We start from the raw sequence: 24,226 nt of genomic DNA, 5'->3' as shown, positions 1-24,226 counted from the left end.
CTTATACAAGTCCCGTATAAGTTAAGACATACAATATCATAATCTTCTGTCGGTTTCAATGCGATTATGAACCGCTTGGCTGTCTTTGACGGTCTTTCGGGTGAACAATGCTCGGTCTGACTTTCGCTCCCGGCACTGTCGTCCGGACGAGCACCTGCCACAGCGCCTTGCCGTTAAACGGTAAAAACGGCCATAAATACGGCGTGTGAAACGAGCGGATATTCGCCATTATGATCAGCAGCAATGTAAAGCCTATCACAAAGCCTTTCACTTGGAAAATGGCCACGAGCACCATTAAGATGAGGCGTATCATTTTATTGGCGAGGCTGAGCTCATAGCTCGGCGTGGTAAATGATCCGATGGCAGCGATTGATACGTACAGAATCACTTCTGCTGAAAACAGCCCCACCGCTATGGCGATTTGACCGATCAGCACCGCCGCAATCAGACCCATGGCGGTGGATAAAGCGGTCGGCGTATGGATCGCGGCCATCCTGAGAAACTCAATCCCCAAATCAGCCAAAAAGATTTGCAGAATGATCGGGATATGCGTATTTTTATTTAAACCGATAAAATCCAATCTTTCAGGCAGAAGAGACGGTTCAAGAACAAAGAGGAACCAGATCGGAAGCAGGACCGTTGAAGCGATAATACCGAAGAACCTGATCCATCTTAAAAATGTTCCCACTGAAGGCGCCTGCCTGTATTCTTCCGCATGCTGAACATGGTGAAAAATCGTTGTCGGCGTTATGATCACGCTCGGTGACGTATCAACGACGATGATGACGTGCCCTTCCAAAATGTGATTGGCGGCCACATCCGGCCGCTCCGTGTATCTGACCATCGGAAACGGGTTGTAGCCCTGTTTGACGATGAATTCTTCCACCGTTTTATCAGCCATCGTCAATCCGTCAATGTCAATCGCATTCACTTCGTTTTCGACGATGCTGACAAGGTCCGGGTCCGCGATGTCCTCTATATACACAATCGCAAGATCGGTCTTAGAGCGCTCGCCGACTTTCGTAATTTTGACGCGGAGCCTTTCGTCCCTGATTCGTCTTCTGATCAATGCTGTATTAATGACGATATTTTCGATAAAACCGTCTCTTGCTCCGCGGACGACCTTTTCCGTATCCGGTTCTTCTGGTGTGCGTCCGGGGTAACTTCTGACGTCAACGATAAAGGCGAAGCCTGCGTCTTCAACGATAACGGCGACAAGTCCGGAAAGCACCTGATCCGTTACTTCGTCGAGCGTTTTGACTTTTTGGACCTGCTGATTGACAAGCCTGTTTTCAACAACATCAATCGCTTCATCCGCATTCTCGTCATAATTATTGATGTCGACGAGCTGTTCCATTAAATGAATGATAAACAAAGTATCGGTTAATCCGTTGACAAAGTAAATCTGGACTTCCCGGTCTAATACTCGAACTTTGCGGACGCCGACATCATAGCTCGTTCCCATACCGACGCGGTCTTTAAAAAATTGTTCATTTTTTCTAGGATCCCGGTACACCTTGATCATGTTTTCCGGTTTTTCCGGCATGGCTTTCGCTCCTTTCTAAAATGAATTCGACCGCCTTCATCGTGATCGGCGAGCCTTTAGATATGTCATCTTTTCTCCCCATCTTTCCTATGTCGCCGATGCCCACAATGAGGGGAACGTCCAATTTATCCAGACAATACACCGTATCTCCGTTCATTCTGTGCTCGTCCATTTCTCTCATTCCGGTTTTATCGACGCCAAACTCCGTCACTTCTCCATCACGGTCAATGGAGACATCGACTTTCGTCCATTCAGCCTGATGGGTCTTAGAAGCGACCGCAATCACCCCCATCACTTCAACGTCCTGATGTGAGGCAACATATTTCAGCGCCGTTTCGCCCGGCCCTTCCCCTTGCAGGCCTGAATCGTCAAACATGACAAACACCGGGTCATTCGGCGCGGCTTTAATCAGCTGAACAAGTTCGGGCCCGCTTCTCGTTGACGGATTGCCCTTTGATTGGGAAATACACCGTCCGCCTGCTTTTTCCGCGGCATATTCAATTGTTTTGGCGGCGTATACGTCCCCGTCTGTCACAAGAATGACCTTCCGTTTCGTCATCAGGCATTATCCTTTCGGTTTAAAAATAACGGCTACAAGAAATGCGAATAAAATCGCTGAAGATATACCGGCGGAAGTAAGTTCAAAAATCCCCATGGCGATCCCGATAAATCCATGCTCGTGAGCTTGATGCATGGCGCCGTGCAATAAGCTGTGACCGAAGCTGACGATGGGAACCGTCGCGCCCGCACCCGCGAATTCGATAAATTTGTCATATATTCCGAACCCATCTAACAAGGCGCCGATGACGACAAAAGTTGTCATCACATGGGCGGGTGTCAGTTTAAAAATGTCAAGCAGCAGCTGACCGATAATGCATATGATTCCCCCGCAAACAAAAGCCAACAGATATTCCATTTATGATGCACCTCCCGCCCGCTCAAATACCACACCGTGCGCGATGGTCGGAATGGTTTCCTTCTGCTGGATCATTGTCGGACTTAAAAGCGCTCCTGTCGCGACAACGAGTACCCTGTTTAGGGTCCCTGCTTTTAATTGATTAAAAATATGTGTGTACGTAACAAGCGCAGAGCAGGCGCAGCCGCTTCCGCCCGCAAACACCTGCTGGTCCGGCGTATAGATGAGAAGACCGCAGTCATCGTGTTTCGTTCCCACAGGATAGCCTTCTTCTTTGAGCAAATCTTTCACGATCGGCGAGCCGACACCTGAAAGGTCACCCGTTAAAATCAGATCATAATCATCCGCCGTGCGGTTTAAGTCCTGCAGGTGCTGTTTGATTGTGTCGGCGGCAGCGGGCGCCATGGCGGATCCCATATCGAACGGATCTGTTATTCCGAGGTCGCTTACTTTTCCCACTGTTGCGCTTGTAATCTTGATATCAGAAGGGTTTTGGCTGATGATGACCGCCCCGCCCCCCGTGACCGTTGAAGTGGCGGTATCCGGTTTTTGCCCGCCATACTCCGTCGGATTGCGGAATTGCCGTTCTGCCGTCGCGTTATGGCTGCTCGTGGCTGCGATCGCTCGGTTCGCAAAACCGCCGTCAATGAGCGCGGATGCGACGGCAATCGTTTCCATTGAAGTCGAACAGGCGCCGAACAGACAGAGGAACGGAATTTTCAGATGTCTGGCGACGTAGTTGGCGGTCACATTTTGATTTAAAAGGTCCCCCGCGAGTAACAAATCAATATCGCTCTTTTTCAAATTCTGTTTTTGCAAAGCGGAGTTGATGGCATCTTCCATTAACTGACGTTCCGCCATTTCCCAGTTTTTCTGATTGCAGTGCATTTCATCGTATGTCTTATCAAACAGCGAACCGAGCGGGCCGTCTTTTTCTTTCGGTCCGGCGGCCGTCCCCGCCGAATTTACAAATAACGGGTTTTCAAATACCCAGGTTTGCTTTCCGGTCAATTTCATTTTTTCTCCTCCTACGAAAACAGTTTTTCACAAGCAAACCGTATCAGACCTACGATATAGGCTGCCACGACGCCGAATACAATGACGTTTCCCGCCAATTTAAACATGTTTGTCGCTACCCCGAGCACGAGTCCTTCACTTCTGTGTTCCAGAGCGGCGCTTGTCATACTGTTTGCAAAACCCGTCACCGGCACGGCTGAACCCGCTCCGGCAAACTGCCCGAGTCTGTCATAAATACCGAATCCGGTCAAAAGGGCGGAAATTAAAATAAGAGTGGCGGACGTCGGATTGCCCGCTGTTTTTTCATTGAAATTAAAAAAGTGGATGTAAAAGTCTTGAAGAGCCTGCCCGATCAGACAGATCAAACCGCCGATCAGAAAGGCTTTGACGCAATTCCAAACATATGGCGGTTTCGGCTGATAGTCTTTCACTTTTGTTTTGTAATTTTCTTTTAAGTTTGTCACGTCGTTTCCTCCTTATGAATGATGGATAAAATACAGCCAATGAAATAAAGAGCCGGCTATTTTGCCGAACACAATGGCCATCAGCAATATGATGATTTTGCTGCCGAAGCCGATCCGTTTGGCAAGAATGGGAAGCACATTCAGCACTTCTGTAAGCGCGGCGGCCAGCATGCCGACAAACATGCCGGCCAAAAGCCCGACCGGAACGGCCAGCCATTCAGATAAAAAAAAATGATTCATATTTAAGGTTTCCCAGCCGCCGAACACAGCTCCTGAAATAACAGCTCCTTCGTAGGCCTGTACAAAGCGCATTGTTTTTGTCAGCTGCATAAGGCGGGGGACGATTCCCATAACGGTTAAAAAAGCCACAAAGCCCGCACCCACGGTCAGCCCTCCGCCAAGCCCGACAAATATAACGAAAAGAATGCTAACGATCATGCAGATCTTTCATCGTCTCTTCATTTTCGTGCATTGCGACATAGTGATCGAGATCAAGCTGATAATTAAACATCTCGACTTCCAGCGGGCTTGGCTCTTCATTCAGGCGTTTTTTGAAGATGTGATTAAAAAAGACGATCATACCGAGACCGAGGCCGATGCTGTATGGAATCTGAAGCAGATACGGATATTCATTCCGTTCGCCCGTTATGATTTCATATAAGGCGATATGAACTTCTCTCATACTGACATCTTCATGAAAATTCATAATGGCAAGACATGAACCGATAAAAAGCAGGAGCCAGACACCGACGAATAAAACGGCTGACAGCTGCTTTTTTTGGTAATGGATTTCCACTATCGTTTCAGCGCCGCCGACGGTCTGTACATCAAGAGCGGGAAAAGCGGTATGAATGGTTTTCAGCACTTTTATGATGTCCAGCACGACGATATTTTTGTCTTTTTTCGTGACCTTATACAGCGGCAGTGCCGACAGTTTTTTTTTCAGCTTTTGCTGTCCCGCGATCTGCGCGGCGTCGCCGATTGTGATGATATCTCCGGTATGAGCCTTCACGCGGTGGCGAAGTCTGAGAAATATTCGTCTTTCCATCTTGCATCACCATCTTTCGGGTGGTTATATATGTAGTATGTGGTTCACTTTTGTTCTCATTCATCAGCGGCAAAAGACCATAAATTACCACCGATACACAAATAAAAAAAGCCGGCCCGTAAAAGGTCAGCTTTCCGTATGATCCATCTGCACTTTAATCTGCTTTAATATTTTTTTCTCCAGCCTCGATACCTGGACTTGGGAAATCCCGAGCCGTTCGGCTACTTCCGACTGTGTCTGATCTTTATAATATCTCAGATAGACAATGAGTTTTTCCCGTTCTTCCAAATCACTGATCGCTTCCTTGAGGGCGATTTTGTCAAACCACTTCTCTTCTGAATGATCGGCGATCTGATCAAGCAGGGTGATCGGGTCTCCGTCATTTTCATACACGGTCTCATGAATGGATGAAGGCGCCCGCACCGCTTCCTGCGCAAGCACCACATCCTCCGCATCAATTTCTAAATGGTCCGCGATTTCCTGGACGGTCGGCACTCTTCCGTATGTTTTTGACAGTTCATCTTTCGCCCGGCGTATTTTATTGCCGAGCTCTTTTAAAGATCTTGATACTTTGACGGTTCCGTCATCGCGGATGAAGCGCTGGATTTCTCCGATAATCATCGGCACGGCATAAGTTGAAAAACGGACATCATAGGACAAATCGAATTTATCAACGGATTTTAACAATCCGATACAGCCGATCTGAAACAGATCGTCCGGCTCATAGCCTCTGTTTAAGAACCTTTGAACGACGGACCACACAAGACGCATGTTTTTTTCTATGAGGAGGTCTCTTGCCTGCTGGTCGCCCTCTTGGCTCTTTTTGATTAATTCTTTGACTTCATGGTCCTTGAGCTGCGCGTTTTTGCTGTTTTTCTTAACCTCCACATCCATAACAAATCTCCTTAATTACAAAGCGCTTTGCTTTTTGATAGGTGTTTTGTTAAGCGTATCGTCGTTCCCATCTCCGGCGAGGAATCAATCGTGACATCATCCATGAAGTTTTCCATAATGGTAAAGCCCATTCCGGAGCGCTCAAGCTCGGGTTTTGTCGTAAAGAGCGGCTGGCGCGCTTCCTCAAGATCCGTGATCCCGAGGCCTTCATCACGTATGGTCAGATAGACGACATGATCCTCCAGCGTAACGGAGATGTACACCTTTCCGTCGCAGTTTTCTTCATAGCCGTGGATGATTGCGTTTGTTACCGCTTCTGATACGACGGTCTTGATCTCCGTCAGCTCATCCATCGTCGGGTCGAGCTGTGCGATAAAAGAAGCAACTGTTACGCGCGCAAACGATTCGTTCTGACTGAGGGCTGAAAATTCAAGATGCATCTCGTTTTTCATGATGCCACCCCCAACGTTAAAAGCGCTTTTTGTTCTGATTGTTCGAACCTGATGATTTTAAACAGGCCGGACATGTCAAACAGACGTCTCACCGCGGGCGAAATCGCGCACACGACCATTTCTCCGCCGAGCTGTTTAATTTGTTTATAACGCCCTAAAATCACGCCGAGGCCGGAGCTGTCCATGAAGGTAAGATCTTCAAGGTTCAGCACGATGTGACGGATGCCGTCAGCCTCCAGCGATTCAGTAACCTTTTGTTTTAATGATTCTGCCGTATGATGGTCGAGTTCACCTGTTAATCGAATACAAAGCACGGATTCTTTGACATGAAAGTCAATTCCAAGGCTCATGCTCATTCCTCCTTGATATGATCGGATAATGAGTGTTTCGATTTTCGGGAAAGCAATTCCTTCACTATGACAAAACTAGTGCCCGTTCGCCACGATTATTTAAATTTTGTCCAATCTCCCATCGTCCGCTTCAGAAAAGTGAGAAAACCCGCTTTTTCCATGTCGTCTTTTGCCGTGACCGGGCTTTTAACGAGCACCTTTCCGTCTTTTTTCAGAACGAGGCTGCCGAGCACCTCTCCTTTTTTAACCGGAGCCGTTACATTGCCTTTGATTTTCACTTCTTTTTTTACTTTGTCCATGTTCTCTCCCTTTTTGGCCAGAAGAGAAATCGGCTCAGATGTGGTCAGCTTGATCAGTTTCTTTTTTCCTTTTTTCACTTTTACCGTTCCGACGATTTGATCCCGTTTGTACAGCGGGTGTGTTTTGAACTGGCTGAAGGCGTAATCAAGCATTTTGGTCACTTGGGCATTTCTTTCTTTCGGAGTGCTGGCTCCGAAAACGACAGCAATGACCCTCATATTTCCTTTTTTAGCGGTGGCGGTTAAACAATACTTTGCTTCGCCTGTAAAGCCCGTCTTCACGCCGTCTACACCGGGATAAAATTTGATCAGCCGGTTTGTATTGACGAGCCAGAACTTTTTGTCTGTATTTTCTCTTAAATAATCCTCATACGTTCCCGTAAATTGAGTGATTTTATCATACTTTAATAATTCCTTCGCCATTTTCGCCATGTCATAAGCAGAGCTGTAATGGTCTTTTTCGGGCAGTCCCGTCGGGTTTTTGAAGGAGGTATCTTTCAATCCCAATTCTTTTGCTTTTTTGTTCATCCGGCTAACGAAATCCTCTTCTGAACCGGCGATATACTCCGCCATTGCGACAGATGCGTCATTTCCGGAAGCTATCGCAATTCCTTTGAGCATTTCTTTTACCGTCATTTCTTCTCCGGGTTCAAGGAAAATCTGTGATCCGCCCATGGACGCGGCATGTTCACTCGTCCTGACTTTATCGCTCATCTTTATTTTCCCTTTGTCAAGCGCTTCCATGATTAAAAGCATGGTCATGATTTTTGTCATGCTTGCCGGCGCCAGACGCTCCCGGCTGTTCTTGTTATAAAGAATGCTTCCCGTATCGCGTTCAATCAGCACGGCGCTTTTGGCTTCATGAGCGAGCTCCGATGTATGTTTTCCGTCCGGCTTTGCAAAAGCGGACGGTGCTGATGCCGTTAATAAAATGCCAATCAACAAAGTGGATATAAGACGTTTCATCTCCAAAGCCCTCCATTTCATAATCCTTTTTATTTTTTCCAAATCCGGTGGTTTTATACGCCTCATCTGGAAAATGTTTCGTGTTGAGGGCACAAAAAAACAGCTGCTTCCGAAGAAACAGCTGACTGATGCTGACTTATTTTTGAGAACGTGCGACTACGGCTTTTACAAGCTTCAAAAAGCCGCCTTTTACTTTTTCCGTCATTTCCATTACTTCTTCATGTGATAACGGCTGGTCAAGAATACCTGCCGCCGCGTTGGAAATGCATGAGATGCCGAGCACGCGCATCCCCGCGTGGTTGGCGACGATGACTTCCGGCACGGTCGACATGCCGACAGCGTCAGAACCCATCGTTCTTAAAAACCGAACTTCTGCAGGCGTTTCGTAAGACGGCCCCGTAACAGCTGTATACACCCCTTTTTGAACAGGAATGCCCAGCTCATCGGCCGTTTTTTCAGCCAAGCCTGACAGCTCTTTGTCATAGGCTTCTGACATGTCCGGGAATCTCGGTCCGAATTCAGCTTCGTTCGGCCCGATTAACGGGTTGGTGCCCGTAAAGTTGATGTGGTCTGTAATAATCATCAGATCGCCGGCGCGGAATTCAGTGTTGATACCGCCGGCTGCGTTCGTCACGACAAGGGATTCAACGCCGAGCGCCTTCATCACGCGGACGGGAAATGTGACCTGATCCATTGAGTAGCCTTCATAGTAATGAAAGCGGCCCTGCATCGCGATGACCTGCACACCTTCAAGCGTTCCCATCACAAGCTGGCCGGCATGGCCTTCTACCGTTGAGACCGGAAAATCAGGGATCGTTTCATATGTAAGCTTGACAGCCCCTTCAATTTCATCGGCCAATACGCCGAGCCCTGACCCTAAAATCAGACCGATCTTTGGTGTTTCTTTCACGTGTTCTTTAATAAATGCAGCAGCACGTTCGATTTTTTGTTTCAAAAAAAGTCCCCCTACTGTAATCTTGATAAAAAGCTTTTTCCGTATTCCGGCTTTTCCGTTTTGAAATTATCCGCAATGGTTGCCCCGATATCGGCAAATGTATCCGCAAGCGGCAGCTGTTCAGTGTGTTTGTGCTTTTTGCTGTACACAAGAAGCGGCACATACTCCCTCGTGTGATCCGTGCCGTGATGGACAGGATCATTGCCGTGATCCGCAGTGATGATAAGCAGATCGTCTTCTTTCATTTTCTCAAACACTTCCGGAAGCCTCGCATCGAATTCCTCGAGCGCTTTTCCGTACCCTTCCGGATCGCGGCGGTGTCCGTACAGCGCGTCAAAATCAACGAGATTGGCAAAGCTCAGGCCCGTGAACTCTTCACCGAGCGTTTCAATCACTTTGTCCATGCCATCCATATTAGATACCGTGCGGCGGGAAGATGTAATGCCTTCTCCGTCATAAATATCAGAAATTTTGCCGATGGAAATGACGTCTAATCCGCTGTCTTTCATTCCGTTCATTACCGTGCGGCCGAACGGTTTGAGCGCATAATCATGACGGTTCGGCGTGCGTTTGAAGCTGCCCGGTTCTCCGACGAACGGTCTTGCGATAATCCGGCCGACCATGTACTTCGGATCAAGCGTCAGTTCTCTGGCCGTTTCACAGATGCTGTACAGTTCGTCAAGCGGAACGACATCTTCGTGAGCCGCAATCTGCAGGACGGAATCTGCTGATGTATAAACGATCAGCGCACCCGTTTCCATATGTTCTTTTCCGAGCTCGTCCAGAATTGCCGTGCCTGAAGCCGGCTTATTTCCGATGATTTTCCGCCCTGAACGCCGCTCAAGTTCCTGAAGAAGTTCATCCGGAAATCCTTCCGGGAACACTTTAAACGGTTTTTCAATGTAGAGGCCCATAATCTCCCAGTGTCCCGTCATCGTATCTTTCCCGTTTGACGCCTCCTGCATTTTTCCGTAGTACGCAAGAGGGTGCTCCGTTTTTTCCACGCCCTTAATGTCTCCGATCAGTCCGAGACCGAGCTGCGCCATATGGGGCATATGTAAGCCGTTCATGTGCTCTGCGATGTGTCCGAGCGTATTTGCGCCTATATCATTAAAATCGGCGGCGTCCGGCGCTTCACCGATTCCGACAGAATCCATTACGATCAAAAATACCCGGTTATATTTGTATTCAGACATCATAAAAACCTCCTTTTCTTCCATCTGTCCATTGTAGCTTACAGAGGTCAGACAACTCAAGTATAAACCGTTTACATTCTTGTTGACAATGCCGATTCAAATAATTAGAACCTTCTCTGTATTCCGCCAATCCGGCAAAAAAAGCCGCGGCCCCTCTGGCAGCGGCTCCTAAGCGCGCGGATGATACTGTTTGTACACGTCCTTCAGCCTTGTTTTCGTCACATGCGTATAAATTTGCGTCGTGGAAATATCGGCATGTCCGAGCATCTCCTGCACGGCGCGCAGATCCGCCCCGTTTTCGAGCAGGTGCGTTGCAAAAGAGTGCCGAAGCGTGTGCGGTGTCAGCTCTTTTTTAATCCCCGCTTCAAGTGCGATTTTTTTCAGGTTTTTCCAAAAACCTTGACGGCTGATCTGCCTGCCGTGATGATTCAGAAAAAGCGCTTCGGTTACGTTTTTCTTTAATAATTTCCCTCTGGCTTTTTCAATGTATGCTTCTATCGCATGAGAAGCGGCTTCACCAATCGGCACAATCCGCTCTTTCCGCCCTTTTCCGAAGCAGCGGACAAATCCCATCGTCAAATGGACGTCGGTTAATTTCAGCTCGATCATCTCGCTGACCCTGATGCCGGTCGCGTACAGCAGTTCAAGCATGGCTTTATCCCTGAGACCGAACGGGCTGTCAAGCTTAGGCGTGTCCAATAATCGCTCAACTTCGTGAAGCGCCAATACTTTCGGAAGCGTCCGCTCTGTTTTTTGTGTTTCAATATGTACCGAAGGATCTTTATCCGCGGCTTTTTCCCTTAACAGAAATTGATGAAAAGACCGGATTGACGCCAAATGCCTCGCAGACGTCTTGCCGGATTTCCCGGAGTCCTTTATATGCTTTAAATATTGAATAATATGAAGACGGGTCACATCATTCCATGAAGTGATCTGAAGGCTTTCAGTTAAGAAGAGAGAATAACTTTTCAGATCACGCTCATAGGACATCATCGTATTTTGGGACAGCCCTCTTTCAACCCTCACATAATGGATGAAATCCTTAATTTGATCCTTCACTCTTGATCTACTCCCCGTTTTGGTAAAAAAAGATCAATCGGCCGAACCAGCCGTCTTTCTCCTCATGTTCCGTTTTGGCCACTTTGACGGCGGAGCCTTCCGGTTTATCGTACCGATGATAGTTTTCATACTCTGAATTCACCCATATCATAGCATAATAGAACAGCGCGGTAAAACCTGTGAACAGAATAAACACTTTGATCGTATCCGCGGCTGTTTTTAGGAATCTGCCCATCTTTCGATCGACCCTTTCTTTTGGCGGCTGTTAGTACACCTTATGCCAATTTCAAAGGCTTTTATACATAAAAACAGCAAAAAACCCTTTCCTGGCAGAAAAGGTTCGTAGGCTTTTACTCTGTTTCATCCCCGCGGCAGCGGTGGCAGATTCCGTGAAAAGTCAATCTATGATCTTTAATTTTAAATTTCCAATCACGTTCAATCACTTCTTCAACGTCTTCAAGCAGATCTTCTTCAATTTCATCGACGGCTCCGCACTCCATGCACACCAAATGGTGATGAAAGTGAGCCGCGCCTTCTTTGCGAAGGTCGTAGCGGGATACGCCGTCCCCGAAGTTAATTTTATCAACGACTTTTAATTCTGTTAATAATTCTAATGTACGGTATACTGTAGCGAGACCAATTTCAGGAGATTTCTCTTTTACGAGGAGGTATACATCTTCTGCGCTTAAATGGTCTTCTTCGTTTTCAAGCAGCACTCTTACCGTTGCTTCCCGCTGTGGCGTAAGCTTGTAGCTTGACGAGTGCAGCTGCTTTTTAATTCGATCAATACGGTTTTCCATGTCTTTCCCTCCTACGCCGCATTCCATGACTCATTATAACAAAATACGCGCAGAGTTCCAACTATAATTATTATAAACTGATAAATAAAAGTATTATTTTGTGATAATCATTCTAAAATATGCGTGATGACAGCTTTTCCATAAACAGCGGAGACACGTACGCCTCGAGCAGCGAAGCGATGACCGAGAAGAAAACGATGAGAATCAGCACGAAGGCGTAGCGTCCGAACCATTGGATCGGCGCGTCATGAAGGCTGCGTTTGACAAACAGCTGCCGGATCAGTTTCAGTGAAAAAGCGATGGAGCATGTCCCCATGATAAGATATGCCGGAATGAGAACGATGTTTTGCGGCAGAACCGAAATAAATGACAGGAAAAACCCGTTCATCCCCATTTGATTCACTAAAAAACCGACCGTGAAGCCGACGACGATTCCTTTCAAAAACACCATAATGAAAATAACCGGAAGACCGATCACGGAAATACCGAGAATCCACATCAGCCCCAAATATTTCACATCATGAAAGACGGCCTGCCAAAACATTTCTGAAGCGCCGGCATGTTTTCCGTCTGACAGCTGTCCGAAAAACTTGCTTAAATAGTAATACAAATCTTCTTTCTGCGTGATGGTCATGCTGTTGACGATGATCGCCCCGAAAATGACCCCCATCAAAAACAAGACGAACACAAATATATAAAGTGACAGATGATCCTTTACATGGCGAAAAAACAGTTCTTTGTACGATTGTTTTCTCATACCGCTTTCCTCCCGCTAATCTATTGACTTGATTTAGTAGATTGTATGAAAGAAAAGAGAAAACATGACAGAGAAATCATAGAAAGGCGCGAGATTCGGGCATAAAAAAAGAACCCCCGTCCTCACTCCGGTGATCATAGGGGTTCCTTTTTTTATGCTTTATTCTTTCAAGCCTGTCTTTTTTGGTTTTCGTCACTCTTTCATGGGTGCTGAAAGACGGCGCCGTCCCCCTTGACAGGACTGCGTCACGCATCCCGTTTCTTTTGAGATGCTCCCGCATTTTTTTCGTTTTGCTCTTCGCCATGTGCCAATCGCTCCTTTTCCCTTTTCTTTATCATAACAAAAAAATCCAGATGTGTTCATGAATACGGCTCATGTTTCGACCGGTAAGCGCGCAGAGACGTTTTCGCAGATGAATAGCTCCCCATTGCGGCGTATCCGTAAAAAAATCCCATAAAAATCCCCGCATACACGTGTTCATGGTGACCGAAAACGATAGACACAACATTTCCGGCAGCAAGGGCAATCGTGGGAACGAATATGCCCGGAACCCGGCAGAACACTTTGATCAGCTGTGTGACGCATAAGACGACCGGCACGCCGATCACAGCATCCCAAATATTTGTATGGATCAGCGGAAAATAATCCACATCGACACCTCTTTATTCCGTCTTTTGCTATCGTTAGCCTGCCTAAGAATTCCGCTTCCTATTCATGATAAAAAAACAGCACCGGCACATGTCCGGTACTGTAAGAGTTGTTTATTTTCCTGCCGCGGCCCGTTCTACGGCTGCTGATACGGCCTGATGCACGTCCGCATCCAAAGGCTGAGGCACGAGATCGCCGTGTTTTGTGCAAGAGGCGATGGCTTCTGCGGCCGCCACAAGCATTTCATGGTCGATTTTCTTGCTTTTGGCGTTCAGCGCGCCGCGGAAAATCCCCGGGAAGCCGAGAACATTATTGACCGAACGGCCGTCAGCTGCATAAGCGGCTCCGGCTTGTAATGCCTCTTCCGGTTCAATCTCCGGCTTCGGATTAGATAAGGCCAGAATGACGTGTCCTTTTCTGACATCCTCTTTTTTAATGAGGCCCGGAACTCCTGTGGTGCTGATCACAATGTCACACGTGTCCATTAATTCTTTGATGCTTCCAAGCGGCTGACCTCCGTACTGAGCGAGGCGGTTCATTGCGTCTTCTGACTTGTCCGTTCCGCAGACCGCTTTGACTCCGTATGCCATAAACATGCGGCAGATGGCGACGCCTGCCGCGCCGAGACCGATCTGACCGACCTTCGCTTCTTTTAAATCAAGACCGGCGCTTTTACAAGCGGAAATGGCGGCGGCGAGCGTGACGACCGCCGTGCCGTGCTGGTCATCGTGCATAACCGGAATGTCCAGTTCTTCTTTAAGGCGGTCTTCAATGTCAAAGCAGTGAGGCGAACCGATATCTTCAAGCAGAATTCCGCTGAACCCCGGAGAAATATGTTTTACCGTGCGAATGATTTCTTCCGGATCAGAGGTATCGAGCAAAATCGGAATTCCGCTGATACCCGCCAGCTGGTCAAAAAGCGCGGCTTTCCCTTCCATTACGGGCATTCCGGCGACAGAGCCGATATTGCCGAGGCCGAGAATCGCCGTGCCGTCGGTGACAATGGCGACAGAATTGCTGATTGTCGTATAGATGGACGCTTTTTCAGGCTCGTTTTCAATCAGTCTGCACACATCGGCGACACCCGGCGTATAAACACGGCCAAGCTCAGCCAATGTCCGGATCGGCATTTTGCTTTTCATCTGAATTTTGCCGCCTTCATGAGCAGAGAGCACTTCATCTGAGACTGTATGAAGACGGATGCCTTCACCGAGAGCTTCAATGGCTTGAATGATTTCCTGCAGCTGCTCTTCATTTTCAGCCTGCACCGTAATGTTGCGCATTGTGTAGTTCGGGCCGACTTTAACGGTTTCAACTTCCCCGATATCTCCGCCCATCACTCCGATGGCGGTTGCCACTTTTCCGAGATTTCCGGGAACAGTCGGCGTTTCAATCATTAACGTCCGAATCATATGCTTTGTAATCATGAAATGAACCTCCTAACCCAATTTTTGAGATTGTAAGGATTTTTCTTTCGTGTACCAAATGAATTTCCCCGTGTATCCGTACAATATTGCCAGTCCGATAGATACAAAACTGAGCCACATGAACGGCAGATAAGAAAATGTGGATACGCCGAGAATGCCGGCCATATAGATGCCGTTATCAGACCACGGCACCATCCCTGAAGTAAGCGTTCCGCCCACCTCTGCGTTCCGGGATAAAACTCTTCTGTCAAGTTTCAGTTTATCATAACTGTTCTCCATGATTTTCGGCGTCAGAATCAATGACACGTACATCGCACAGCCGAAAATGTTCCCTAAAAGGGCGACGACCAATGTCGAAAGCGTTACATTTCCCGGTGTGGTCAGCTTTTTCTCAAAAGTTGAGACAATCACTTTTAATACACCGAGCTTCTCAAGAATTCCTCCAAAACCAAGACCGAACAGGATAACGACTAACGTATCCAGCATACCGGTAATGCCTCCGCGGTTTAACAGGCCATTTAAAAATTCGACGTCCGTTTTTATGGAAAAACCATTATAAGCAGTCGCGATGGCACTGGCAAAATTCATTCCCTGAAAGACGGAAGCCCAGATTGCCCCAAGCAAAGCACCGATGACGATAACGGGCATAGACGGCTTTTTCAAAATCAGAAGGACCACGACGACAACAGCCGGAATGAGCATCCATATATGAATGTCAAACGTTTTCTGTAATGAAGATTTTAAAAATTCCACTTTGTCGAGATCAATATTTTTTCCGCCGTATATAAATCCCGTTACGGTAAATAGAATGGCCGTAATAATATAGGACGGAATTGACAGATACATCATCGCTCTGACGTGTGACAGCACGTCCACCTTAGAAAGCGTGGAGGCAAGCACCGTACTGTCAGACAGCGGTGAAAGCTTGTCTCCGAAGTAAGCGCCGGACAAAACGGCTCCCGCTACGATCGGGAGCGGTATACCCATTCCCTCTCCGATGGCAATCATGGCGATCCCCGCTGTACCCACTGTTCCCCAGGACGTTCCGGTCGCAATGGACATAACGGAACAAATAATCAGTGTAGCAAGCAGGAAAACATGAGGATTAATAAACTCTAAACCATAATAAATTAACGTCGGCACAACACCGCCGGCAATCCATGTCCCGACGAGCGCACCGACCGAAACAAGAATCAACACCGCTTCAAGACCGTTTGATATCCCGGTGACAATCGAAGCCTGCAAGTCTTTATAGGAATATCCCAGTCTGACTCCGAGAATAATAGCGATAAACCAGGATATAAATAGAGCAAGCTGGATCGGCAGGTCTAAAAATACTGTAAATGATAAGACAAGCGCTAAAAACCCGAATAATAAGATAATAATTTCCAATAAATTCGGCAATCTGACCTCTTTCATAAGAAAATCCCCCTAGAAGAAAAAAGCTAAAACGCTTTCATCAAATGATATAACAAATTATACTATACTGCCTCATCCCTTTGTATGGCAACCGCCTATTCACTAAAAAACGTGAAAAGGCGGCTGTTGTTGCTTTAAAATTTATTTTTCTAATAGATCTTTTCCGGCAATCCCCGGTTTTGTCATTTCATACGGATTCAAAATGATATCCAATTCTTCTTCTGTCAGTACATCATTTTGAAGGCAAAGATCTCTTACAGATTGCCCCGTCATGATTGCTTCACGGGCAATTCGCGCAGCCGCTTCATACCCGAGGTGCGGATTGACCGCTGTAATGACGCCGACGCTTTTTTCCACGTATTGCTTCAGACGTTTTTCGTTGGCTTCAATTCCCGCCAGACAATGATCGGTAAATGAACGGAACCCGTTATTCATGATGCTGATGGATTGAAGCAGGTTAAATACGAGTACCGGCTCCATTACGTTAAGCTCCAGCTGGCCCGCTTCTGAAGCGAGGCAGATCGTATTGTCATTCCCGATGACCTGGAAGGCGATTTGGTTGATCAGCTCTGCCATTACAGGGTTGACTTTCCCAGGCATAATGGATGATCCCGGCTGACGGGCGGGCAGTGAAATTTCCGCAAGTCCCGCGCGCGGACCTGAAGCCATTAAGCGCAGATCGTTGGCGATTTTAGACATGTTCATCATGCATACTTTCAACGCGGCTGAAACTTCCGTATACGCATCAGTGTTTTGTGTGGCGTCAACCAAATGGCCGGCGCCGACAAGCGGCAGTCCGCTGATGTCAGCCAGGTGCTTCACAACCTGTTCTATGTAGCGCGGATCGGCGTTAAGTCCCGTACCTACGGCCGTTGCCCCCATGTTTACTTCATACAGATGCTGGCGGGATTGTTTAATTCGCTTTATGTCACGCTCAAGCACGCGGCTGTATGCTTCAAATTCCTGTCCGAGACGGATCGGCACAGCGTCCTGAAGGTGTGTGCGCCCCATTTTAATGACAGAATCAAATTGTTTCGCTTTATCTTTAAAGACACTGAGCATATGCGCCATCGTATCAAGGAGCTTATCCAGAAGTTTCAAGGTTGAAATATGGATTGCCGTCGGGAACACGTCGTTCGTCGATTGTGACATGTTGACGTGTGTGTTCGGGCTGAGGTGAATGTATTCACCTTTTTTATGGCCCATGATTTCAAGAGCCCTGTTGCCGATTACTTCGTTGGCATTCATGTTCATGGACGTTCCGGCTCCCCCTTGGATCGGATCGACGATAAATTGGTCATGCCATTTTCCCTCAAGAATTTCATCTGCGGCCTGTACAATCGCATTTCCGATTCCTTCATACAGCCGTTTTACATCCATGTTGGCAAGCGCCGCCGCTTTTTTGACGATGGCGAGCGCATTAATCATTTCTTCGTGGATGCGGTAGCCGGTAATCGGAAAGTTTTCTTTCGCGCGCAGCGTTTGTATTCCGTAATACACATCAGCTTCAATTTGTTTTTCTCCGAGGAAATCTTTTTCCTGACGATATTCTTTTTGCGCGTTTGTCATGCTAAAACCCTACTTTCTCTTTGTGGTAGTCATGTTTTTACAGTACAACGTCGTCTGCGATCGGTGTCTCCATAATGTTTTTGACTTCAGCCAAGTTGTGAGACTGGCCGAGCGCCCACATTAATTTCGGCACGATGGCTTCCGTGTTCATATTTCTGGAGCGGATAATGAGATCTTGATTGACTCTTCGGCCGACTTCATAGACGCTCATGTCCTCTCCTTCTTCAAGACATTGTGTCGTAATGACGACGACAATGCCGCTTTCAATCATTTCATTGACTTTGGCGAGAATGTCTCTTCCTTCAAACGGCACGCCGCCGCTGCCGTAGCTTTCAATGACGATTCCTTTGTACATGCCCTTTAATGCGTCAAACATTTCCGGTTTCAGCCCCGGGTGGAGCTTGAGAAGGCACACGTCCGTGCAAAGTGAAGTATTGACCGTAAAAGCATCGTCTTTTGGCATGTGCACTTGTTTGTTGTATTCAATTCCGTTTTCGGTAATAAACGCGATATACGGATAGTTAATGCTCTCAAATGCATCATAGCTTTTCGTTCTCAATTTAATGGCGCGTGTGCCTTGAATGACTCTGCCGTCAAATACGACGTATACGCCGCCCACCCCTTCACATGCGAAGCGGATCGCGTCCGTGATATTTTTTTTGGCATCGGTTTTTTGAAATGTAATCGGGATTTGCGAACCCGTAATGACGATCGGTTTATCAGCATGCTGAAGCATATAAGACAGTGCCGCTGATGTATAAGCCATTGTGTCTGTCCCGTGCGTAATGACGAACCCGTCATATGCGTCATATTTTTCTTTGACAGCATTTGCGATTTCGGCCCAGTATTCAGGCTGCATATTTGTGCTGTCGATGTTCATTAACGAATGGGTTTCCATCGTGTAATCGTTATCAAGTTTTGATACGTAGGTTAACAATTCGTCTGCTTTCACCCCGGGTGCAAGCCCGTTTTCTCCTTCGACTGAGGCGATTGTTCCTCCGGTTGTTAACAGCAATAATTTTTTCATACCCTGCACCTCTTCATCCATTTCTCAAGATGTGTTAAGCATTCGCTTTTCGCATACTTTTAATCAAATTATAGACAGACGAATGAAATTAATCAAGTGATTATTATTCAATTCGCGTACACTTTTGCATATCGATATGATATAATTTGCTCAAGTGAAAAGGAGCGGTTTTGAATATGAATTTAGATCGTTTAACTGAACTGAGAAAAAAGAAAAATTGGTCTCTTCAATATACGGCTGACCGTCTCGGCATCGCCAAAAGCACGTACGCCGGGTATGAATCTGGATACCGGCGTCCGTCATTCGAGGCGCTGGGCACGCTTGCCGATCTGTTTGACACGACGTGCGACGATTTACTCGGGCGCACTGAAAAAAAGGCGGAGCCGTTTGCACAGACCATCGAATTAACAAACGCCGCACAAGGCCTCGGCACACTGACCGTTGACGGACAGCCGCTTAACCAGGATGAAATTATCGAATTGATTGCGTTTGTCCGCACGAAAAAGAAGGTGCAGGAGGAGCTCCGCTAAAACCGGCTTTTACGGCTTGATTCTGCCGTACGTCCCTCCGCCCCCGGCCTCAAGGACAAGCTGCCCGGTGCGCGCTTTATGAATGACAGCCGCTATTTTAGGCTGGACGACACGCGCCAATTCCTCTTCTTGCGCCTGATGAAGAATCGCCATCTCCGTTCCGAAAACCCGCTTCAGTTTTTCTAACGTTTTCGGCCCGACCCCGGGAATGAACTGCAGCGGGATTTGATGAATATACGGCGGCCGCGGCATGCGGCTTTTTTTCGGTCCGCTCAGTTCCTCCAGCCGTTCACTGACCCCTTTTGTCATTGTTTTCCCCCCGCACTCCGGACAGGCGGAAGCTCCTTTTTCAACCGGGCTGCCGCAACGGTCGCAAGCCGTCCGGTAATACTTCCCGAGCTTCGGGTTCAGCCCGTAATTCGCCGTGATTTTTCTTCCGCCCTTCCCTTTTAAAGCCAGCGAAAATTCCGTGAAATTCGCTTCTTTAAGAAGCATTTCATTATATTCTCTGCCGATTTTTCCTAAGGAATGCGCATCAGAATTTGTTAAAAATGTATACGGATCAAGTTCTGTTACCCGCGAAGCCATGTCGGTGTCGCAGCTTAACCCGAGTTCCGCCGCATCAATGAGCGCCGGGTCGAAAACTTCTGTCAAAGAAGATCTGACCCCTTTTCCGTACAGGCTTTTATGCGGGGTGAACATATGGGCGGGAATAAACAGCCCGCCCAATTCCTTTGTTTTCCTTTGAAGATTCAAACCGGTTTCATAAATGCGCTGGGAACTGAGATGGATATTTTTAAGCCTTTTTGCGAGCCACTCAGAAAACATCTTCATTTCGGCAAGATCCGGCATAAAGACGAGAACGTGAATCGGCCCGCGGCATGTGTGATCATAGATTTCAAGCTCACTGCCCAACAGAAGCGTCGTATTCCGATACCGGATGCCGCCTTCTTTCAGCTCACGGTATCTGCCTTCATCAATTCCGCGCTCGATTTCTTCTATGACTTCCGGGGAATGGCAGTCGATGATGCCCAATAGTTCAATTCCCTTCCCCTCACTGGCTTCTTCTAAAATCCGGTGCAGCGTCAACGTTTTGGCCCCGGTGATTTTGACCGGTTTTCCCGTATAGGTGCGGCCGATATGAATATGCAGGTCCGCATAGATGGTTTTCATCATTTTTCCTTCAGCGCTTCTTTCAGCTGGAGATACTGAATCGCGTACGCCGTTTTTGCGTCATACACCCTGCGGGATTCAATCAGCTTCACGGCCTCTTCAAGCGTGACCTGCATGACTTCGACAAATTCATCCTCATCCAGCTCTCGTTTTTCTTCCAGCGGCGAAAGCCCTTCCGCAAGAAAGAGATGCACGATTTCATCAGCAAACCCGGGTGATGTATAAAAAGCGGTGATTTTCGTCAAGGTTTCCGCCGTATATCCCGTTTCTTCCTCGAGCTCTCTTAACGCCGTATGTTCCGGCTCTTCCCCCTTTTCAAGCTTCCCGGCCGGAATTTCAACGATTGTCCGTTCCAGCGGCTTTCTGAACTGGTTCACCAAAATGATTTTTCCTTCCTCAGTCACCGCAAGTACGGCCACCGCTCCCGGATGTTTGACGATTTCCCGCTTGCTTGTTTTTCCGTTCGGGAGCTCTACATCCTCTAAGTAAAGATCTATGACTTTCCCGTCATACAGCTTTTTTTTCGCAAGTGTTTTTTCTTCTAAATGTTTCATCATGTCATCTCCCGTTCTGTCTCTCTATTATGCCTCATATATTTTATCATACATGCATGAGAGGGAGGTGCTTTTCGATTGAAGGTGTACCGGAAGGATAAGAGTATCGTATTGGTCGGAAAGGCGTGGGAAGTGCGGGCTAAACTGAAAGAATACGGACGGACATTCCGCTATGTCGGAGATTGGATCACCGGGCCTTAACAGTTGAAAACTTCGCGCCTTTATATTACGGTCAATAAAAGACTATAAAAAGGAGCGAAACGATGAGAAAACGCACACTGGGACATTCTGATTTAGAAATAAGCGAAATCGGGCTCGGCTGTATGTCGCTGGGCACGGATAAAGCTAAAGCGCTGTCTGTTTTGGATGAAGCGATCGAGCTTGGAATCAATTATTTAGATACCGCTGACCTTTATGATTTCGGCAGAAATGAGGAAATTGTCGGGGAGGCCGTCAAAAACCGCAGGCACGACATCATTTTAGCCACGAAAGCCGGAAACCGCTGGAATGATGATAAAGACGGCTGGCATTGGGACGCTTCCAAAGGATACATAAAAGAAGCGGTCAAAAACAGCCTGCGCCGGCTGAAAACGGACTATATCGATCTTTATCAGCTGCATGGCGGCACGATGGAAGATCATATTGACGAAACGATCGAAGCATTTGAGGACTTAAAACAGGAAGGTGTCATCCGGTATTACGGCATTTCCTCGATTCGTCCGAATGTTATTAAAGAATATGTAAAAAAATCAAATATCACCAGCGTGATGATGCAATACAGCCTGCTGGACCGGCGTCCCGAGGAGTGGCTTCCCCTTTTAGAAGAGAACGGAATCAGCGTAGTCGCAAGAGGGCCTGTCGCTAAAGGGCTTCTTACGGAAAAACCGCTTGATCAGGCGGCCGCAAACGTAAAAGAGAACGGCTATTTAACATATTCTTTTGCAGAACTGGCAGAAACCAAAAAAGCGATCAGCGCTGCCGCACCTGACTTGAGCATGACGGAGCTTTCTCTTCAATACTTGCTGTCACAGCCGGCCGTCGCTTCTGTCATCACCGGAGCCAGCTCACTTGAGCAGCTGAGAGAAAACTGTTCGGCTGCAGAGGCCCGTCGTTTAAGCAGCCAGGAAATCAAAGCCCTGCAATACCATACAAAACGGGACATATACGAAGCCCATCGTTCTTAAACAATAAAACCGGCACCTTTTCAGATGCCGGTTTATTTATATTTATGCCAATCGAGACTGCTTTCATTCAGCAGCTCTTCAAAGCTTTTATGTTTTTCTTTTTCTTTTCGTTTTCTGATTTGTTCCGCCTTTTGCTGCGCCTGTTTTTTCTCGTCTTCTTCCTTCAGCTCACTTTTCATTTGCAAAAGCCTGGCCTTCAGATCTTCCTCCAGATCGTCTTTTAAGCTGTGTTTTTCTTTAGGCAGCTGCTTTTTCATCATTACGCCCCCCGTATCTGAATATGGTGAGGCAAGTGTACCACGGAGCGCCGGAGGCCGGCAACGTTCACGGTCTGAAAAGCCGGAGGAAGGATTTTTCATATTAAAGGAGGGCACCTGTGTGAAAAAATGGCTGGCGGTGTTCGGTTCGGCTTGCGCAGTCTTTTTGGCTGCCGGATTCGCTTTTACGAATCTGATTATGTTTATGAAGAAAAAGACGGATGAAGAAATCATGAAAAAAGAAACGGCGGACGGGCATGATAGATTTGATTCCTTTCAGGCCATGGAAAAAGAAGATGCCGTCATCCTGTCGCGCCACGGGTATGAGATCAAAGGCTTTTACATCGCCCCGCATCATACGGCAAACACCATGATTATTTGTCACGGCGTTACCGTAAATTCGTTCAATTCATTGAAATACATGGATTTATTTTTAGATTTAGGCTGGAATGTGCTCGTATATGACCACCGCGGGCACGGAAAAAGCGGCGGCAGAACGACGAGCTACGGCTATTTTGAAAAAGATGATTTGGAAGAAGCCGTGAATTGGGTGAGACACAAAACCGGAGACGGCGGTCAAATCGGCATACACGGGGAGTCGATGGGAGCGGTGACGGCCTTATTATACGCGGGCGGGCATCAGGATGAAAACGGCGCTGATTTTTATATTGCGGACTGTCCGTTCGCAAGCTTTCGCGATCAGCTCGCCTACAGACTGAAGCGGGAGTTCCGGCTGCCTCCGTGGCCGCTTCTGCCTTTGGCTGATTTCTTTTTGCGGATGAGAGAAGGATACCGTATCCGTGATGTATCGCCTCTATCGGTTATCAGCCGCATCCGGCAGCCCGTGCTGTTTATTCACAGTAAGGAAGATGATTATATACCTTCCGCTTCTTCCGAATTGCTGCACCGCAGAAAACGCGGCCCTAAGATGCTCTATCTGGCCGAATCGGGCGGGCATGCCATGTCGTACACCAAAAATCCGGAGAGCTACCGTAAAGCCGTTCAAACCTTTTTAGATACCATGACGCAAACGTAAAAAAGCGAAAGAACGTATGCTGGTTCTTTCGCTTTCCCGTCATAAAACGTCGGTAATCCCGTCCATATTTTCTCCGATCCAGTCAATGGCGAGGTCGATTGTCGTAAACTCCTGCGCTTTGAAGGTCATCTCATCCTGAAGCAGCCAGACATCCTTCTGAACGGATTCAGCGCCTCCGATAGACCAGTGCAGCAGACTGTACGGGTGGTTGTTGTTCAGAAAGGATACCCACGTTTTATGCTGTGCCGTCTGTTTAATGGCTTTCAGCTTTTGATTCACTTTCCGTTTCTCCCTGCTTTACTAATATGCTCATTCTCGGGCTCAGCATCTCTGCCGGGCTTTTTAAGACGAGCGTTTTTGCCTTTTCATTGTAATCGATTGTCATTTCCTCGTCAAAAAACACTTTTTGTGAGGTCTGGATGTAAAGCGGAAGTCCGTTGGTTTCAATGGCTTCGCATTGTCCCGTTAATTCGTCCGCCAGCCAGATGGCCGGCACACCGCTCACCGCGCACCCGCAGCCTTCTGCGTCATAGCGGAGCTGCGCTTTTTTCCCCGGGTTGGCGTCCATCGCCTGCTGAAATGTTTGTTTCGCCGCATCCGTCACATGTATTTGCATAGATGATCCTCCGTTTTTCATTTTCGCCATTGTAGCATACCGAGCCGCTGTATGCATTGTTTCTGCT

The 24,226-nt window shown here is 47.5% G+C and carries 32 protein-coding genes; 4 read left to right on the top strand and 28 right to left on the bottom strand.

Going from position 1 to position 24,226, the window contains the following annotated elements:
• Window positions 1-64: 64 nt before the first annotated feature.
• The 23 genes from OQ477_RS03475 to OQ477_RS03365 form a co-directional block, all read right to left on the bottom strand.
• The gene (locus OQ477_RS03475) at window positions 65-1,546 is read right to left on the bottom strand and encodes a spore germination protein (RefSeq protein ID WP_038459025.1); all 1,482 of its coding nucleotides are present in this window, start codon (window positions 1,544-1,546) and stop codon (window positions 65-67) included.
• On the bottom strand, window positions 1,500-2,108 hold the full coding sequence (locus OQ477_RS03470) for a stage V sporulation protein AE (protein WP_265972413.1): 609 nt from the start codon (window positions 2,106-2,108) through the stop codon (window positions 1,500-1,502). Before OQ477_RS03470 ends, OQ477_RS03475 begins: the two co-directional genes overlap by 47 nt.
• Window positions 2,109-2,111: 3 nt before the next feature.
• Window positions 2,112-2,462 carry a stage V sporulation protein AE gene (spoVAE, locus tag OQ477_RS03465; protein ID WP_007409415.1) on the bottom strand — a complete coding sequence of 117 codons (351 nt, stop codon included), beginning with the start codon at window positions 2,460-2,462 and terminating at the stop codon, window positions 2,112-2,114.
• Window positions 2,463-3,479 (bottom strand): stage V sporulation protein AD, encoded by a 1,017-nt coding sequence (spoVAD, locus tag OQ477_RS03460; RefSeq protein ID WP_044802121.1) that lies wholly within the window; start codon window positions 3,477-3,479, stop codon window positions 2,463-2,465. It lies immediately after the preceding gene.
• An 11-nt stretch (window positions 3,480-3,490) separates the two neighbouring features.
• The gene (gene spoVAC / locus OQ477_RS03455) at window positions 3,491-3,943 is read right to left on the bottom strand and encodes a stage V sporulation protein AC (RefSeq protein ID WP_007612334.1); all 453 of its coding nucleotides are present in this window, start codon (window positions 3,941-3,943) and stop codon (window positions 3,491-3,493) included.
• A gap of 12 nt (window positions 3,944-3,955) precedes the next feature.
• Complete coding sequence (locus tag OQ477_RS03450) at window positions 3,956-4,381, bottom strand: stage V sporulation protein AB (protein WP_029326122.1); 426 nt, start codon at window positions 4,379-4,381, stop codon at window positions 3,956-3,958.
• Window positions 4,371-4,991, bottom strand: a complete 621-nt coding sequence (locus OQ477_RS03445) for a stage V sporulation protein AA (protein ID WP_007409412.1) — start codon at window positions 4,989-4,991, stop codon at window positions 4,371-4,373. Before OQ477_RS03445 ends, OQ477_RS03450 begins: the two co-directional genes overlap by 11 nt.
• 126 nt (window positions 4,992-5,117) lie before the next feature.
• Window positions 5,118-5,885, bottom strand: coding sequence for an RNA polymerase sporulation sigma factor SigF (gene sigF, locus OQ477_RS03440; protein ID WP_003153348.1), 768 nt, complete (start codon window positions 5,883-5,885; stop codon window positions 5,118-5,120).
• Window positions 5,886-5,896: 11 nt separating this feature from the next.
• On the bottom strand, window positions 5,897-6,337 hold the full coding sequence (spoIIAB, locus tag OQ477_RS03435; protein ID WP_003153347.1) for an anti-sigma F factor: 441 nt from the start codon (window positions 6,335-6,337) through the stop codon (window positions 5,897-5,899).
• Window positions 6,334-6,687, bottom strand: a complete 354-nt coding sequence (spoIIAA, locus tag OQ477_RS03430; protein WP_007409411.1) for an anti-sigma F factor antagonist — start codon at window positions 6,685-6,687, stop codon at window positions 6,334-6,336. The genes spoIIAB and spoIIAA overlap by 4 nt, the downstream gene beginning before the upstream one ends.
• A gap of 95 nt (window positions 6,688-6,782) precedes the next feature.
• Window positions 6,783-7,952: a D-alanyl-D-alanine carboxypeptidase family protein gene (locus OQ477_RS03425; protein ID WP_265971386.1), complete on the bottom strand. Its 1,170-nt coding sequence runs from the start codon at window positions 7,950-7,952 to the stop codon at window positions 6,783-6,785.
• Between the two features lie 136 nt (window positions 7,953-8,088).
• Window positions 8,089-8,907, bottom strand: coding sequence for a purine-nucleoside phosphorylase (locus OQ477_RS03420; RefSeq protein WP_007409407.1), 819 nt, complete (start codon window positions 8,905-8,907; stop codon window positions 8,089-8,091).
• A gap of 11 nt (window positions 8,908-8,918) precedes the next feature.
• A complete protein-coding gene (gene deoB / locus OQ477_RS03415) occupies window positions 8,919-10,103 on the bottom strand; it encodes a phosphopentomutase (protein WP_015417748.1) in 1,185 nt (394 codons plus the stop codon).
• A 168-nt stretch (window positions 10,104-10,271) separates the two neighbouring features.
• Window positions 10,272-11,162: a site-specific tyrosine recombinase XerD gene (gene xerD / locus OQ477_RS03410; protein ID WP_265971384.1), complete on the bottom strand. Its 891-nt coding sequence runs from the start codon at window positions 11,160-11,162 to the stop codon at window positions 10,272-10,274.
• A gap of 7 nt (window positions 11,163-11,169) precedes the next feature.
• Window positions 11,170-11,397: a YqzK family protein gene (locus OQ477_RS03405; protein ID WP_003153331.1), complete on the bottom strand. Its 228-nt coding sequence runs from the start codon at window positions 11,395-11,397 to the stop codon at window positions 11,170-11,172.
• Between the two features lie 115 nt (window positions 11,398-11,512).
• On the bottom strand, window positions 11,513-11,962 hold the full coding sequence (fur, locus tag OQ477_RS03400; protein ID WP_003153330.1) for a ferric iron uptake transcriptional regulator: 450 nt from the start codon (window positions 11,960-11,962) through the stop codon (window positions 11,513-11,515).
• A gap of 112 nt (window positions 11,963-12,074) precedes the next feature.
• Complete coding sequence (gene spoIIM / locus OQ477_RS03395; protein WP_007409404.1) at window positions 12,075-12,719, bottom strand: stage II sporulation protein M; 645 nt, start codon at window positions 12,717-12,719, stop codon at window positions 12,075-12,077.
• A 76-nt stretch (window positions 12,720-12,795) separates the two neighbouring features.
• Window positions 12,796-13,023 carry a hypothetical protein gene (locus OQ477_RS03390; protein WP_265971383.1) on the bottom strand — a complete coding sequence of 76 codons (228 nt, stop codon included), beginning with the start codon at window positions 13,021-13,023 and terminating at the stop codon, window positions 12,796-12,798.
• Between the two features lie 55 nt (window positions 13,024-13,078).
• Window positions 13,079-13,369 (bottom strand): hypothetical protein, encoded by a 291-nt coding sequence (locus OQ477_RS03385; protein ID WP_003153325.1) that lies wholly within the window; start codon window positions 13,367-13,369, stop codon window positions 13,079-13,081.
• A 111-nt stretch (window positions 13,370-13,480) separates the two neighbouring features.
• Window positions 13,481-14,794, bottom strand: a complete 1,314-nt coding sequence (locus OQ477_RS03380) for an NAD-dependent malic enzyme (protein ID WP_007409402.1) — start codon at window positions 14,792-14,794, stop codon at window positions 13,481-13,483.
• A 12-nt stretch (window positions 14,795-14,806) separates the two neighbouring features.
• Entirely contained in the window at window positions 14,807-16,213 is a 1,407-nt protein-coding gene (nhaC, locus tag OQ477_RS03375) for a Na+/H+ antiporter NhaC (protein WP_265971381.1), read from the bottom strand.
• 141 nt (window positions 16,214-16,354) lie between these two features.
• On the bottom strand, window positions 16,355-17,782 hold the full coding sequence (aspA, locus tag OQ477_RS03370) for an aspartate ammonia-lyase (RefSeq protein ID WP_003153322.1): 1,428 nt from the start codon (window positions 17,780-17,782) through the stop codon (window positions 16,355-16,357).
• A 37-nt stretch (window positions 17,783-17,819) separates the two neighbouring features.
• Window positions 17,820-18,809 carry a type I asparaginase gene (locus OQ477_RS03365; protein ID WP_003153321.1) on the bottom strand — a complete coding sequence of 330 codons (990 nt, stop codon included), beginning with the start codon at window positions 18,807-18,809 and terminating at the stop codon, window positions 17,820-17,822.
• A gap of 176 nt (window positions 18,810-18,985) precedes the next feature.
• Here OQ477_RS03365 and OQ477_RS03360 point away from each other — a divergent pair, with 176 nt between their 5' ends.
• Entirely contained in the window at window positions 18,986-19,339 is a 354-nt protein-coding gene (locus OQ477_RS03360; protein WP_032873211.1) for a helix-turn-helix domain-containing protein, read from the top strand.
• Between the two features lie 9 nt (window positions 19,340-19,348).
• Here OQ477_RS03360 and OQ477_RS03355 read toward each other — a convergent pair whose 3' ends face one another.
• Window positions 19,349-20,512, bottom strand: coding sequence for a TIGR00375 family protein (locus tag OQ477_RS03355; RefSeq protein WP_265971379.1), 1,164 nt, complete (start codon window positions 20,510-20,512; stop codon window positions 19,349-19,351).
• On the bottom strand, window positions 20,512-21,066 hold the full coding sequence (locus OQ477_RS03350) for an NUDIX hydrolase (protein ID WP_003153317.1): 555 nt from the start codon (window positions 21,064-21,066) through the stop codon (window positions 20,512-20,514). The genes OQ477_RS03355 and OQ477_RS03350 overlap by 1 nt, the downstream gene beginning before the upstream one ends.
• Before the next feature lie 78 nt (window positions 21,067-21,144).
• Here OQ477_RS03350 and mciZ point away from each other — a divergent pair, with 78 nt between their 5' ends.
• Window positions 21,145-21,267, top strand: coding sequence for a Z-ring formation inhibitor MciZ (gene mciZ, locus OQ477_RS03345; RefSeq protein WP_003153315.1), 123 nt, complete (start codon window positions 21,145-21,147; stop codon window positions 21,265-21,267).
• A 62-nt stretch (window positions 21,268-21,329) separates the two neighbouring features.
• Window positions 21,330-22,250, top strand: coding sequence for an aldo/keto reductase (locus OQ477_RS03340; RefSeq protein ID WP_265971378.1), 921 nt, complete (start codon window positions 21,330-21,332; stop codon window positions 22,248-22,250).
• Between the two features lie 32 nt (window positions 22,251-22,282).
• On the opposite strand, the gene OQ477_RS03335 is transcribed toward OQ477_RS03340, so the two are convergent.
• Entirely contained in the window at window positions 22,283-22,507 is a 225-nt protein-coding gene (locus tag OQ477_RS03335) for a YqkE family protein (RefSeq protein WP_007409396.1), read from the bottom strand.
• A gap of 121 nt (window positions 22,508-22,628) precedes the next feature.
• Here OQ477_RS03335 and OQ477_RS03330 point away from each other — a divergent pair, with 121 nt between their 5' ends.
• Complete coding sequence (locus OQ477_RS03330) at window positions 22,629-23,543, top strand: alpha/beta hydrolase (RefSeq protein ID WP_265971376.1); 915 nt, start codon at window positions 22,629-22,631, stop codon at window positions 23,541-23,543.
• 39 nt (window positions 23,544-23,582) lie between these two features.
• Here OQ477_RS03330 and OQ477_RS03325 read toward each other — a convergent pair whose 3' ends face one another.
• A complete protein-coding gene (locus tag OQ477_RS03325) occupies window positions 23,583-23,822 on the bottom strand; it encodes a DUF2552 family protein (RefSeq protein WP_003153307.1) in 240 nt (79 codons plus the stop codon).
• Entirely contained in the window at window positions 23,797-24,159 is a 363-nt protein-coding gene (locus OQ477_RS03320; RefSeq protein WP_265971374.1) for an iron-sulfur cluster biosynthesis family protein, read from the bottom strand. The genes OQ477_RS03325 and OQ477_RS03320 overlap by 26 nt, the downstream gene beginning before the upstream one ends.
• Between the last annotated feature and the right edge of the window lie 67 nt (window positions 24,160-24,226).

The organism is Bacillus sp. ChL18, from assembly GCF_026241425.1.
Taxonomy (GTDB): Bacteria; Bacillota; Bacilli; order Bacillales; family Bacillaceae; genus Bacillus; species Bacillus velezensis.
This window is presented reverse-complemented; position numbering and strand designations above follow the sequence as displayed.

What these genes read in the sequence shown, in the direction of transcription:
- OQ477_RS03475 (WP_038459025.1), bottom strand. Translation starts at nt 1,546, where the DNA reads ATGCCGGAAAAACCGGAAAACATGATCAAGGTGTACCGGGATCCTAGA.
- spoVAE (WP_007409415.1), bottom strand. Translation starts at nt 2,462, where the DNA reads ATGGAATATCTGTTGGCTTTTGTTTGCGGGGGAATCATATGCATTATC.
- spoVAD (WP_044802121.1), bottom strand. Translation starts at nt 3,479, where the DNA reads ATGAAATTGACCGGAAAGCAAACCTGGGTATTTGAAAACCCGTTATTT.
- OQ477_RS03450 (WP_029326122.1), bottom strand. Translation starts at nt 4,381, where the DNA reads ATGATCGTTAGCATTCTTTTCGTTATATTTGTCGGGCTTGGCGGAGGG.
- OQ477_RS03445 (WP_007409412.1), bottom strand. Translation starts at nt 4,991, where the DNA reads ATGGAAAGACGAATATTTCTCAGACTTCGCCACCGCGTGAAGGCTCAT.
- sigF (WP_003153348.1), bottom strand. Translation starts at nt 5,885, where the DNA reads ATGGATGTGGAGGTTAAGAAAAACAGCAAAAACGCGCAGCTCAAGGAC.
- spoIIAB (WP_003153347.1), bottom strand. Translation starts at nt 6,337, where the DNA reads ATGAAAAACGAGATGCATCTTGAATTTTCAGCCCTCAGTCAGAACGAA.
- spoIIAA (WP_007409411.1), bottom strand. Translation starts at nt 6,687, where the DNA reads ATGAGCCTTGGAATTGACTTTCATGTCAAAGAATCCGTGCTTTGTATT.
- OQ477_RS03425 (WP_265971386.1), bottom strand. Translation starts at nt 7,952, where the DNA reads ATGAAACGTCTTATATCCACTTTGTTGATTGGCATTTTATTAACGGCA.
- deoB (WP_015417748.1), bottom strand. Translation starts at nt 10,103, where the DNA reads ATGTCTGAATACAAATATAACCGGGTATTTTTGATCGTAATGGATTCT.
- OQ477_RS03405 (WP_003153331.1), bottom strand. Translation starts at nt 11,397, where the DNA reads ATGGGCAGATTCCTAAAAACAGCCGCGGATACGATCAAAGTGTTTATT.
- fur (WP_003153330.1), bottom strand. Translation starts at nt 11,962, where the DNA reads ATGGAAAACCGTATTGATCGAATTAAAAAGCAGCTGCACTCGTCAAGC.
- spoIIM (WP_007409404.1), bottom strand. Translation starts at nt 12,719, where the DNA reads ATGAGAAAACAATCGTACAAAGAACTGTTTTTTCGCCATGTAAAGGAT.
- OQ477_RS03390 (WP_265971383.1), bottom strand. Translation starts at nt 13,023, where the DNA reads ATGGCGAAGAGCAAAACGAAAAAAATGCGGGAGCATCTCAAAAGAAAC.
- OQ477_RS03380 (WP_007409402.1), bottom strand. Translation starts at nt 14,794, where the DNA reads ATGATTACAAAGCATATGATTCGGACGTTAATGATTGAAACGCCGACT.
- nhaC (WP_265971381.1), bottom strand. Translation starts at nt 16,213, where the DNA reads ATGAAAGAGGTCAGATTGCCGAATTTATTGGAAATTATTATCTTATTA.
- aspA (WP_003153322.1), bottom strand. Translation starts at nt 17,782, where the DNA reads ATGACAAACGCGCAAAAAGAATATCGTCAGGAAAAAGATTTCCTCGGA.
- OQ477_RS03365 (WP_003153321.1), bottom strand. Translation starts at nt 18,809, where the DNA reads ATGAAAAAATTATTGCTGTTAACAACCGGAGGAACAATCGCCTCAGTC.
- OQ477_RS03360 (WP_032873211.1), top strand. Translation starts at nt 18,986, where the DNA reads ATGAATTTAGATCGTTTAACTGAACTGAGAAAAAAGAAAAATTGGTCT.
- OQ477_RS03355 (WP_265971379.1), bottom strand. Translation starts at nt 20,512, where the DNA reads ATGAAAACCATCTATGCGGACCTGCATATTCATATCGGCCGCACCTAT.
- OQ477_RS03350 (WP_003153317.1), bottom strand. Translation starts at nt 21,066, where the DNA reads ATGAAACATTTAGAAGAAAAAACACTTGCGAAAAAAAAGCTGTATGAC.
- OQ477_RS03340 (WP_265971378.1), top strand. Translation starts at nt 21,330, where the DNA reads ATGAGAAAACGCACACTGGGACATTCTGATTTAGAAATAAGCGAAATC.
- OQ477_RS03335 (WP_007409396.1), bottom strand. Translation starts at nt 22,507, where the DNA reads ATGAAAAAGCAGCTGCCTAAAGAAAAACACAGCTTAAAAGACGATCTG.
- OQ477_RS03320 (WP_265971374.1), bottom strand. Translation starts at nt 24,159, where the DNA reads ATGCAAATACATGTGACGGATGCGGCGAAACAAACATTTCAGCAGGCG.